This window comes from Siphonobacter sp. (genome assembly GCF_048595215.1).
In the GTDB taxonomy this organism is placed as follows: domain Bacteria; phylum Bacteroidota; class Bacteroidia; order Cytophagales; family Spirosomataceae; genus Siphonobacter.
Genome location: NZ_JBMDWJ010000393.1, coordinates 1 through 11551 on the forward strand (window position 1 = coordinate 1; position 11551 = coordinate 11551).

An 11551-nucleotide genomic window follows, 5' to 3' on the forward strand; every position below is an offset into this window, starting at 1 on the left:
ATGAGCCGGTGCCGTTCCAGAGCCAGACAGTTGGGACACAGGGCATTGGCCCGCGACTGCAAACGGCCATAGGGGAGAAACCGCCGAAACGTCTGACCACAAACGGGACATTCTTTGTCGGTACCTTTCAGGAAAAACGCCGTGATTTTCAGGGGAATATAACTCACCCGTTGCAAAACGGGCCGGGGAACCGTACGAAGAATAAAGGAAATGAGACGCTTCACTGGAGTAAAGATTACGGAATAAGCGACAAAGATAAACGGCGGCGGACAGATTTAAATCGAAGAGGACAGATTATAGAGGAGAGCCATCAGACGCTGACTTTTCAGAATCTAATGCCTATTCTCTATAATCTGTCCTCTGAAGGTTGTACGCGGTCGCTTACAGTTCGCGAATCCAGACGTTACGGAAGCTTACCGCATTACCGTGGTCCTGCAAACTGATCGGGCCTTTGCCATGGGGAACGTTTTTCGGAGCACCGATGTACTCCGTCGAACCCTGAATCTTAGTATGGTTCTGAACGATGATTCCGTTGAAAATAACCGTTACGTACGGAGGCGTTTCCACACCACCGTTCTGGTTAAAGCGGGGAGCCGTATAGATGATATCGTACGTATTCCATTCGCCCATCGGACGAATCGGGTTGATCATCGGTGGCGTTTGTTTGTAAATCGATCCGGCCTGGCCGTTGCGGTACGAGCGGTTTTTGTAGCTGTTGAGTACCTGTACTTCGTACATACCCTGCATGAAAATACCACTGTTTCCTTTACCCTGACTTTTCAGCGTCTCGGGCTCATTGGGCGAACGCCACTCAATGTGTAATTGATAATCCTGGAAATCCTGCTTGGTCGAAATGTTACCCGCTCCTTTCACCACCGAGAAGGCTCCGTCTTTCACTTCCCATTTGGCAGGACTGCCGTCTTTTACGGTAATCCAGTTGTCGAGGTTTTTACCATCAAAGAGAATGATAGCATCCGAGGGGGGCAAGCCGTAGGACTGACCGGGCGTAACCGTTGGGATTTCGGGATCCCAGAATTCTGTTTCTTCCGGTTTAACGAGATAGTTTTTCTTGACAGCTCGTTGGTCCTGAGCCGAGGTAAAGCCCAGTGCTGCGACTGATAAGCACAGCGTGAGAGTTAGCTTTTGAGCGATCTGCATTGGTAATATCAAATTTGAAAGTAAGATTGCGACTGAAAATTACGTGATGTTAGCGGGTGTACAGCTACTTTTTGAAAAAAAAGGATTTTTTAGCGTAATTCTAGTACTTCACCCCCCAAACTATACGGCTCTTTTCAGGGTTGTATTTTAAAGAACCTGTACGAACTATGAAAATTGTTGAATATAAAAAAGCTCCGGGTCGTAAGATAGTCAAACGCATGAGTTTACAGACCAAATCCACGCTGTTATCGGTGGTGAGTCTGGTTGTGTTTGTCTATGGCATCATTGTACTGACGAAAGCCGTATGGTTAGAATCTACCAACGAAGTCTTCAATCGCTGGTTTCTTCTAGGCATTTACGCGATTGCCCTCGTGGTAGGGGGTATGATCATGTACGGCAATGCCCTGCAAATGCGGGTACGGGTAGATACGCGGAAGGAGATGCGTCGGTTTTTTCGGAAAAATCGCCGGGAGATGGCTCAGCGGAAAGAAGCAATGGCTAAAAAGCAAAAGCCTAAAGTAGAAAAATCTCACAAAGAGAGGGAAAAAGAAAACCCCGCTAAATCCATTTAGCGGGGTTTCAATGCATCAATAGAAAGGCAGAATAGGCGAGAATGCCCGAACTGCCAATTATTTCTGTTCGAAAGAAGCTTTGATGGCTTCAACATCTACTTTCTTGATCGTCGGCTTCAGTGAGAGGCGTTTGATCGTAGTGATGCGGTTGTTAGCGATAGACTTGTTTCTGCGGTCTTTACGCTTCAGTTGTGATACACCCATGATTTTGTTCAGTTTGGTATGACTGGTCACCGATTCGAGTAATCCAGGAATACCAGATACTCATACTCAGAACCTCAAAATGAACCGCAAAACTACTTGTTTTTCCGCACAAATCAAGTGAAAGGGCGTTTAAAAATAAAGGAATTTTAAATGAATCCCCTCGCTTCGGGCTTTGAATGCTATTTTTGTGGTCTAGAATGAACCAGAGCCCTTCAGGAGAGCAAATCCCCACTCCTGTGAAACATAGATCATGAGTATACAAAAACCAAGCTTGCCCCGCGGCACCCGCGACTTCGGTCCGGAGCAAATGGTGAAACGAAACTTCATTTTCGATACCATCCGCCGTACCTTCCAGAAATACGGATTTCAACCCCTCGAAACGCCCACGCTGGAAAACCTGTCGGTACTGATGGGTAAATACGGCGAAGAAGGGGACCAGTTACTATTCAAAGTTCTGAATTCCGGTAATTTTCTGGATAAAATCGAGACAGTTGATATAGAAGAAGGATACAAAAAACTGACGCCTAAAATCGCCGAAAAAGGACTTCGTTACGACCTGACTGTACCGTTTGCCCGCTACGTCGTGATGAACCGCGGCGAGCTGACGTTCCCCTTTAAACGCTATCAGTTGCAACCCGTCTGGCGGGCGGATCGGCCTCAGAAAGGTCGGTACCGCGAATTCTACCAGTGCGATGCGGATATTGTCGGTACGGATTCCCTGCTTTGTGAAACGGAAATCGTAGCCATGTTACACGAAATTTTCGCGGGCCTATCCATTGAAGATTTCACGATTAAAATCAATAACCGAAAGATTCTCAGTGGCATTGCCGAGGTGATTGGCGTGGCGGGTAAGGAAGCTGCTCTGTTCGTGGCCATTGATAAACTTGATAAAGTCGGAAAGGAAAAAGTAGAGGAGGAGTTGAGCGAGAAAGGCCTTTCGGATGCCTCCATCAAGAAGCTACAGCCGCTGTTTGCTCCGATGACTTCCAATCGCGAAACCTTTGAAAACCTGAAAGACTGGTTACAGAACTCGCAGGTAGGTATGAAGGGCGTGCAGGAGCTGGAAACACTCTGGCGGATGATTCGGACGATGGGAATTTCGGACAAAAAAATTCAGCTTGACATTACGCTGGCTCGTGGGCTGAGCTATTATACCGGAGCCATTTTTGAAGTAAAAGCGGGCGGTGTCCAGATCGGCAGTATCTCCGGCGGGGGTCGGTACGATAACCTGACGGCAGCTTTTGGGGTACCCAACCTGTCGGGAGTAGGGATTTCACTGGGCGTAGATCGGATTTACGACGTGATGGAAGAACTACAGCTTTTCCCGGAAAATCAGAGCGTCACCACGAAGCTACTCTTTGCCAATTTCGATGCCGCGGGCGAAACCTATTCGCTGCCGCTGTTACAAAAAGCCCGGCAGGCGGGTATCAACGCCGAGTTGTATCCGGAATCGTCCAAACTGAAGAAGCAGCTCGATTACGCCGATCGTAAGAAGATTCCCTTCGTGGTACTGATCGGTTCGGAGGAAATCGCCTCTGGTCAGTTAACGCTGAAAAACATGACGACGGGCGAGCAGCAGAAAGTAACCGCTGAGGCCTTAATTGACTTACTAAAGTAAAAAGACTTGATACCGAAAGAGGGCATCTCCTTTAGGAGATGCCCTCTTTTTTCGTGTCCATGCAGGAGTAAAATTCGTTAAAACGGACAGACTTGAACTCGTCATGCAACGTACCTGCCTGCAAAAGGAACGAGGCATTACTGATTTCCATATTTCCCGTGCAAATCGTATACGCTTTTCATCGATCGCCGGAAGGAATAGGTGTACCGCAGAGCCAAACCCAGACTCCAGCCTGTACCAGTGGCCGTAATGCGGGAAGATTGAGTCTGTACGCTATTCTCGGAGTAAATCATCTCGGTAACCAAAGCCTTTTGTAAACCCCAGATCTTTCGACCATAGAAACCCATTTCTAGTCGATTGGACAGTCGTACATTATATTCCAGGCCCAATTCCAGCATACCCGTGGTACGTTTGGCCGTTTCCGTTTGACTGAGTAGCAAAAGCGTGTCGGGAGCCGTTTGAAAGCGACGATACCGATAGCCTTCCATGATGAAACCATCCACGTACTTCCCCGAACTGGGTACAATATATGCTCCAGCGGTGAGCCAAAGTCCTGCCTGATTTTTTCGCTTACCCGTTTGAAACAGGCGACGTTTGAAACGTAACATTGCCGCATGGGATTCATTTGTGAAGGTGAAGGCAACCGATTGCGGAGCCGTAACCAGGGTGAGCTGATTATGGATAGGCATGCGGGCGTAGCCCCCTTCCAGTACCCAGGCATCACGGTAAGCGTAGCCAATCAAAGCGGACCAACTAGCCCGGTTAACCGAAGCAGCCGTAACCAGGCCATCCAGCGAATTTGTAAGTGTACTTTGGTCCGTACGGGTGAAACCTTCCAGGCCCAAGTACCAGCGGTGTAGCATGGGGGAAGACGGCATTCTAGACGAAGTTTCGTAATAAACAGGAAGGTCCTGAGCCAGACAAGCCGAACTCAGGAGTAGGCAAAGGCAAGCAAAAAAACGGCGTATCATACGTGCAAAGGGGCTTTGACCTACGATACGCCGTTTTTTCAAGGAACGTTACAACGTTCCGGTATTTTTACTAACGCCAGGCTTTGTAAGCGTTGATAAGACCATTGGTTGATCCATCGTGATCGTTAACCGGCTCATCGTTTTGTAGTTCAGGATAGATTTTGCTGGCCAGTTGCTTGCCCAGTTCCACACCCCACTGATCGAAGCTGTAGATATTCCAGATGACGCCCTGTACAAAAATCTTGTGTTCGTAGGCGGCAATCAGGCTACCCAGCGTACGGGGCGTAATGGCTTTGACCAGGAAGGAGTTCGTCGGACGGTTGCCTTCAAATACTTTAAAAGCCACCAGCGACTCGTATACTTCTGGACTTACGTTTTTCGACTGGAATTCGGCGATGACTTCTTCGGATGTTTTCCCGTTCATCAATGCTTCCGTCTGAGCGAAGAAGTTGGAAAGCAGAATCTTATGGTGCTCACCGATGGGATTGTGGCTAATCGCCGGAGCAATGAAATCCGCCGGAATCAGTTTCGTACCCTGGTGAATCAATTGATAAAACGCGTGCTGACCGTTGGTACCGGGTTCCCCCCAGATGATAGGCCCCGTTTGGTAATCTACGGCTTGGCCGTCGCGACCGACGTACTTGCCGTTCGATTCCATATCGCCCTGCTGGAAGTACGCCGCAAAGCGGTGCAGGTACTGATCGTAGGGCAAAATAACCTGCGTCTGAGCACCGTAGAAGTTGTTGTACCAGATCCCCAGTAAAGCCAGCGTTACGGGAATGTTTTGTTCAAAAGTAGCCGTCCGAAAATGGTTATCCATGGCGTGAGCCCCTTCGAGCAATTCCACGAAATTTTCGTAACCTACGCTCAGAATGATCGACAAACCAATCGCCGACCAGAGTGAGTACCGACCACCTACCCAATCCCAGAAGACGAACATATTTTCGGTATCGATACCGAATTTGCTGACTTCTTTTTCGTTGGTTGAAATGGCTACGAAGTGTTTCGCTACGGCGGAATCATCACCAGCCGCATCCAGCAACCAAGTACGGGCCGTGTGGGCGTTGGTCATGGTTTCCTGCGTCGTGAACGTCTTGGACGCAATCAGAAACAAGGTTGTTTCGGGATTAACGGCTTTCAACGTTTCGGCAATGTGCGTACCATCGACGTTGGATACGAAATGCAGATTCAGGTGGTTTTTGTAAGGTTTCAGAGCCTCCGTCACCATCACCGGACCCAGATCCGAGCCACCAATACCAATATTCACCACATCCGTAATGGCCTGGCCCGTATAGCCTTTCCATTCACCGGAAATGACTTTTTCGGAGAACGTTTTCATCTTATCCAGTACGGCATTCACCTCGGGCATCACATCCGCACCGTCCACTTCAATAGGTGTATTTGAGCGATTCCGTAGGGCTACGTGGAGTACGGCCCGGTCTTCGGTCGCGTTGATTTTCTGGCCGGTGAACAGTTGCTCAATGGCATCTTTCAGTTCGGCTCCCTGAGCCAGTTCCAGTAATAACTGTTTCGTTTCTTCGGTGATTCGGTTTTTGGAGTAATCGAGTAGGATGTCTTCAAAACGAGTCGAAAAACGATTGAACCGTTCGGTATCTTCCGCAAATAAGTCTTTAATCTGAACGGATTGAGTAGCCTCAAAATGAGCAAGAAGCTTTGCGTAAGCAGGATTCTGAGTAAATGGAATAGACTTCAGCATAAGATAAGGCTCTGAATGATAGGATACGTCAGGACATGAGCGGTTAAATAACCCCGGTTCATGCTACTGCGTTTAAGCGGGCCAAAAATGGCTACTGCATCCATAAAAACCAACAAATGGGTGCAGAGTTCCGTAATAAAACTTTTCGTGAAATTTTTTGGACTAGGGCAGGCAGATTTGCTCCAGCTCGCTCAGATCCCCCAGAAAGGCGTTGTAATCGACCTTTCCCTTGATGCCTTTCAGCTGACCCAGTTCGGAATACTGCCAGAACCAGACTTTCCCGGAAATATCACCCGCTAGTTGTTCCGATGAGTAATGGGCCAGCCAGAGTGGATATTCGTCGAAATTTCCCCGAATGAATTTCTGGTAAAAGCGGCGATTGGTGTAAATGATGGGTTTGACGCCGTATTCCTTTTCGATTAACTCCAGCCAGGTACGAATGTCGCGGATGGTCCGTTCGTCGGATTTCAGCGGATGTGAGGATTCGACGTCCAATACCGGCGGCAAATCCCCCGATTTCAGTTGTACCGTTTCGATGAAATTATCGGCCTGCGGAACCGGGTCCCGCCAGGGGATGAAAAAGTGATAGGCACCGACGCGTAAACCCGTCTGGCGAGCACTGCTGTAATTGTTTTTGAAGCGTTTGTCCTGAATGGAAATGCCTTCGGTGGCTTTGATAAATACGAACTCCAGGCGAGCCTCGTCCGCCAGAGCCGACTCCCGAATGACGCTCCACTCAATTTTACCCTGGTGTTTGGATACGTCAATGCCGTGGACGGGATATTCCGTTGGAATGCGAATGCTGGCGGTTCGGGAGTAATCCCATTCAATTTGCGTAGGATTGCGATACCGGAAATACAAAAAAGCGGCAATCAGCCCAATGCACAGGAGACTGAGAGCGAGGAGCAATTTTACGTTGAACGGTGAGCGGCGTTTGACTGGAGCAGGCATTCGAATTTGAAAAAGAGCCCGTAAAAGTAAGGGAGAGTTCTTGGTTTACGGTTTTCAGTTTACAGTTTTCCGTTGGATTTGTACGTAAAGCGGTTAGGTAAACCACCCGCTCGTGTACGAAGCGGGTACGTTCTTAAACAAAAACCACAGCGTCGCTCTACAATTGAGTAACGCTGTGGTTTTTAAACGAAAAACGGTAAATACTATTATTTATTCGGCTGCGGTGTAACACGCAGGTAGGGTTTTACGTGCGTAACGCCTTTGGGAAATTTCTCTGCCAGAGCATCATTGGAAACGGCAGGCGTTACAATGACATCTTCGCCGTCTTTCCAGTCGGCCGGTGTGGCTACCTGATAGTTGGCCGTGAGTTGCAGGGAATCAATCACCCGTAGAATCTCCTGGAAATTACGTCCCGTGGAGGCGGGGTAGGTCAGGGTCAGTTTGATTTTTTTATCGGGACCGATGACAAATACCGAACGAACCGTGGCTTTTTCGCTGGCATTCGGGTGAATCATGTCGTACAATTCAGCGACTTTACGGTCCGAATCGGCGATGATGGGAAAATTGACTTCCGTACCACTTACTTCGGCAATATCAGGCGTCCAGCGGTTGTGAGAATCCAGATCATCAACCGATACAGCAATCACTTTCACGCCACGTTTTTCGAAATCACCTTTCAGCAGAGCGGTTTTACCAAGCTCCGTCGTACATACAGGCGTAAAGTCAGCGGGGTGTGAAAAGAGTAAGCCCCATTTATCGCCCAGCCATTCGTGAAAACGGATGTGGCCCTGAGTGGTATCTGCTTCAAAATCGGGTGCGATGTCTCCAAGTCGTAAGGACATAATCGAATCAGTTTAAGGTTTATCGAACGTCCGCAAAGGTTCAACGTTCCGTTGAGATAAACAAGTCAAATACTCTATTAGTTTACCAGACTATTCTATTTTTTACAACTGCACTGATTGTTAGTTGGTTATCAGGTATCTTTTTGGAGGGCAGAACGAAAACGCCGAAAAATGAAAGTTTTCTTCGTCTTTTGCTTGACAAGGCCCTTTGAAAGCCACATATTTGCACCCACATTTCAGAAGGGGATGTAGCTCAGTTGGCTAGAGCGCTTGCATGGCATGCAAGAGGTCGTCGGTTCGAGCCCGATCTTCTCCACTTCCTTGAAGGCTTTTAGAGGGATTCCTCTGAAAGCCTTTTTTGTTGCATTGGACGAACAAATACGTCTTTAGCCCAGTAAGGTGCGTACTGGAAAATGAAAATAGACTTGAGTTTTCCATCGCTGGTCCCAAGTCTATTTTCAGAGAATGGTTGAGTTAACCTGCCCGACAGCAAAGATTTCTTTGTCCCTATTACGAATCGCCGAGTTTTGCCCGCAATACTTTAATTTCCCGCTCCAACTGCTGAATGTACTGATCTTTGGGTTGATTCACCTCTTCCAGCTCCTCCAACGTGTACCGAGGCGTAATGTGCTGCGGACAATTCCAATCGTAGGCTTTAATGTGAAAGAGCAGTAACCGTTCGGGTTTGAATTTGTACTCCTCGGGTTTGAGTAATGCGTAAAGCTCCGGGTTGTCGCGGATTTCCACGATTTCGGCCTCCGCGTATAACTTCAAACGAGCACGTAGCGGGTAGGAGAGCAACATCAGCGATACCTTCGGATTTTGCTCGATGTTACCGACTGAAATGTACTGCCGGTTTCCGCTAAAATCCACGATACCGATCGTTTGGTCATCAAGTACTTTGATAAAACCCTTCGGACCACCCCGGTGCTGGATATAGGGAAACCCGTTCGCTCCCGAAGAGGCCAGGTAAAAGCTATCCAACTGACCAATGAAGTTACGCTCAACGCCGGTCAAACCTTCCACGTAGGTCATGCGTTCCATCCGCTCGTACGCACCGCGACTCCCCATGCGTTCCTGGATTGCTTTGGTGCCATCGGTAAAGGCAAGTGCTGCGTAATTCATGGCAGTAACGGTTAAGAATTGACGAAAGCTACTCTACTACAGGGACTGGATTTGTCGAATCATTTGGTTGGTGAATCCCCATTCATTGTCGTACCACGCCATAACTTTGACCAGATCACCATCCACCACCCGCGTCATTTCCAGATCAACCGTTGCCGCAAAGGGGCTTTTAACGATGTCGCTGGAAACCAGGGGTTCATCCGTAACGGCAAGGACTTTTTCGTACCGGGGCGTAGCCGCTTCTTCGGTCAGAATCTGATTGATCTCCTCAACGCTGGTCGGGTGTTCGGCAATAAACGTAATATCCGAAATAGAGCCGACGGCTACGGGTACGCGTACGGCAATGCCGTCGAATTTTCCGGCGTACTGCGGTAAGGCTTTCGTGGTGGCAATGGCGGCACCGGTAGCCGCCGGGGCCAGGTTATTAGCCGCTGCCCGTCCCATACGGGGTTCGCGTTTGGAGGGAGCATCCACCAGTGTTTGGGAAGCCGTATACGCGTGCGTCGTGTTCAGGATGGCTTTTTTAATACCCAGCCTACGGCCCAGTATTTCGATTACGGGACTGATATTGTTAGTGGTACAGCTCGCACAGGAGAATACGGCGACTTTCCCCTCTTCCGTATTTACGCCATGTACTACCGTGGGCGTATCTTTGGTCGGACCCGAGATGACCACGAATTTCGCTCCAGCCGCGATGTGTCGATCACCCGCGGCCTGTGAGGTAAAAATCCCCGTACTTTCAATGACTACTTCGGCTTCCAGTTCTTTCCAGGGCAGGTTTTCAATATCCCGGATGCTGGTATATCGAATGGCTTTCCCATCGATTAGGATCGTATCTCCCTCGACGGTGACTGCTTTTTCGTATTTGCCGTAATTCGTATCGTATTTAAGTAGATAGGCAGCGTTTTCAATGCTCATGAGGTCATTGATCCCTACCAGTTCCAGATCATTGGTTTCAAAGATTACTTTAAGAGCGGCCCGGCCGATACGTCCAAAACCGTTAATGGCTATTTTTTTCATGATGCTATGTTTAGGAAGGAAACCAGAGTGATTTCATGCTTCAAAATAGCAGCATAATTCCTTGCAAGGGTTAGGCATAGATTCCTGAGGTGGTAGCAATCTTTCCTTGTGGACTTGTATTCGCTAAAAATTTTTCCCGATACTGCATGGGCGAGATGCCTTCTTTTTTCTTGAAAAAGCGACTGAAGGAATGAATGTCCTCGTAACCAAGCTCGTAGGCAATTTCCTTGATGGACAGGTTCGTATAGCCAATCTGTCGCCGGGCGTGCATCATAATGCGGTCGTGAATGATGTGTTGCGGTCCCCGGCTGGAAACCACGGAAAAGACATTCGAAATGGTCTTGGGCGATTTGTTGAGTTGAGAAGCGTAAAAGGCGACGTCGTGATGCTCGGTAAAGTGTCTTTCCACCAAATAGTTGAATTCGCGGATGAGATCGCTTTGGCCTTTTTCCAGCTTATGAAAGTCGGTAGATTTTCGCAGGATGCGGGCCGAAAGAATAAGCATCCGTTTGAGAATGGACTGTAGCATATCTTTCTTCAGAATCTCGGTCCGTTGCATCTCGGCTTCAAATAATTGCCAGGAGATTTCAAATTCCCAGAGCATTGCTTCATCAATGGAGATAATCGGAATTCCCGAAGCTCCAAAAAAGAGAAAACCTTTGCTACCTACTTCATTATCGTGATTGATGATGCAGTAGAAGGGCTGGTTGAACCGAACCATACGGGCGGATTTCAGTTCGATGCTATCGATGTGATGAAATTCGGTCAGGAAAATGATCTGATTTCGAGCGAGGCGATAGGGGACTTTATCAACGGTCAGATCCAGGCGTTCTCCGGTATTCCAGATAAACGTTAAATCCGTCGCTCTAACCTCGAAAACCAATGGGCTGTTGCTTGGATCGAGTTCATACACGCGTATACGCTCGTTGGTGTCATGTTCGAAGGTCATAGGGAATCGTAAGGATGGATAGGATTATACACGGGAGCTGAATCTATCGTTAGAGATTGCCTCCGATGCATCTGTATCTTCTCCAATGAATATTCTAGAAAGGGATACCTAAAGATAGTACCGGAGACAAAAATAGGTTCCTGAATGATTGAATAGAATTACTAAGTAACGTAAGTAATACACCCAAATAATGCGTTAAGAAGGCTCTCTGTACCCGTACTTACCTTACTGATAAGCCCTGAAGTAGTCCCAATGAGAGCCCATCGGTAAATAGTACCATAAAAACGAGAATCTGTACGTTGAAGCGTATCGCCAGCCCTTCTACTTTTGACCCTATCTCCGTAAGCGTTCCCGGGCTTTGCCTGCCCGGCTGCGTTCGGATGCTAGCTGGATACGATTGCTAGGACAGAGCGAGATGAAAATG

General features: G+C 48.2%; 11 protein-coding genes, 1 tRNA gene and 1 pseudogene. 3 read left to right on the top strand and 10 right to left on the bottom strand.

Annotated features, from left to right (window positions below; all coding sequences use genetic code 11):
- Both ACOJTG_RS23970 and ACOJTG_RS23975 read right to left on the bottom strand, forming a co-directional pair.
- Positions 1-224, bottom strand: a pseudogene (locus tag ACOJTG_RS23970) (SAM-dependent methyltransferase); the annotation flags it as partial.
- Between the two features lie 157 nt (positions 225-381).
- Positions 382-1158, bottom strand: coding sequence for a 3-keto-disaccharide hydrolase (locus tag ACOJTG_RS23975; RefSeq protein ID WP_420156126.1), 777 nt, complete (start codon positions 1156-1158; stop codon positions 382-384).
- A gap of 167 nt (positions 1159-1325) precedes the next feature.
- Here ACOJTG_RS23975 and ACOJTG_RS23980 point away from each other — a divergent pair, with 167 nt between their 5' ends.
- Complete coding sequence (locus ACOJTG_RS23980) at positions 1326-1730, top strand: hypothetical protein (protein WP_420156127.1); 405 nt, start codon at positions 1326-1328, stop codon at positions 1728-1730.
- A gap of 57 nt (positions 1731-1787) precedes the next feature.
- Here ACOJTG_RS23980 and ACOJTG_RS23985 read toward each other — a convergent pair whose 3' ends face one another.
- Positions 1788-1934, bottom strand: coding sequence for a hypothetical protein (locus tag ACOJTG_RS23985; RefSeq protein WP_165795965.1), 147 nt, complete (start codon positions 1932-1934; stop codon positions 1788-1790).
- Positions 1935-2190: 256 nt separating this feature from the next.
- On the opposite strand from ACOJTG_RS23985, the gene hisS reads away from it, so the two are divergent.
- Entirely contained in the window at positions 2191-3552 is a 1362-nt protein-coding gene (hisS, locus tag ACOJTG_RS23990; protein ID WP_420156134.1) for a histidine--tRNA ligase, read from the top strand.
- 137 nt (positions 3553-3689) lie between these two features.
- Here the strand turns inward: hisS and ACOJTG_RS23995 are convergent, their stop codons facing one another.
- The 4 genes from ACOJTG_RS23995 to ACOJTG_RS24010 all read right to left on the bottom strand — a co-directional run bounded on the left by ACOJTG_RS23995 (position 3690) and on the right by ACOJTG_RS24010 (position 8033).
- On the bottom strand, positions 3690-4430 hold the full coding sequence (locus ACOJTG_RS23995; protein WP_420156128.1) for a hypothetical protein: 741 nt from the start codon (positions 4428-4430) through the stop codon (positions 3690-3692).
- A 163-nt stretch (positions 4431-4593) separates the two neighbouring features.
- The gene (gene pgi, locus ACOJTG_RS24000; protein WP_420156129.1) at positions 4594-6240 is read right to left on the bottom strand and encodes a glucose-6-phosphate isomerase; all 1647 of its coding nucleotides are present in this window, start codon (positions 6238-6240) and stop codon (positions 4594-4596) included.
- A gap of 162 nt (positions 6241-6402) precedes the next feature.
- Entirely contained in the window at positions 6403-7191 is a 789-nt protein-coding gene (locus ACOJTG_RS24005) for a glycoside hydrolase family 25 protein (RefSeq protein WP_420156130.1), read from the bottom strand.
- Positions 7192-7397: 206 nt separating this feature from the next.
- Positions 7398-8033: a peroxiredoxin gene (locus ACOJTG_RS24010; RefSeq protein ID WP_104711139.1), complete on the bottom strand. Its 636-nt coding sequence runs from the start codon at positions 8031-8033 to the stop codon at positions 7398-7400.
- 242 nt (positions 8034-8275) lie between these two features.
- Here ACOJTG_RS24010 and ACOJTG_RS24015 point away from each other — a divergent pair.
- Positions 8276-8349 (top strand) — tRNA-Ala (locus ACOJTG_RS24015).
- 194 nt (positions 8350-8543) lie between these two features.
- Here the strand turns inward: ACOJTG_RS24015 and ACOJTG_RS24020 are convergent.
- From ACOJTG_RS24020 to ACOJTG_RS24030, 3 genes are all read right to left on the bottom strand, one after another.
- Positions 8544-9158 (bottom strand): pyridoxamine 5'-phosphate oxidase family protein, encoded by a 615-nt coding sequence (locus ACOJTG_RS24020; RefSeq protein WP_420156131.1) that lies wholly within the window; start codon positions 9156-9158, stop codon positions 8544-8546.
- A 36-nt stretch (positions 9159-9194) separates the two neighbouring features.
- Complete coding sequence (locus ACOJTG_RS24025; RefSeq protein WP_420156132.1) at positions 9195-10178, bottom strand: type I glyceraldehyde-3-phosphate dehydrogenase; 984 nt, start codon at positions 10176-10178, stop codon at positions 9195-9197.
- A gap of 70 nt (positions 10179-10248) precedes the next feature.
- Positions 10249-11127 (bottom strand): helix-turn-helix domain-containing protein, encoded by an 879-nt coding sequence (locus tag ACOJTG_RS24030; RefSeq protein WP_420156133.1) that lies wholly within the window; start codon positions 11125-11127, stop codon positions 10249-10251.
- Positions 11128-11551 lie beyond the last annotated feature (424 nt).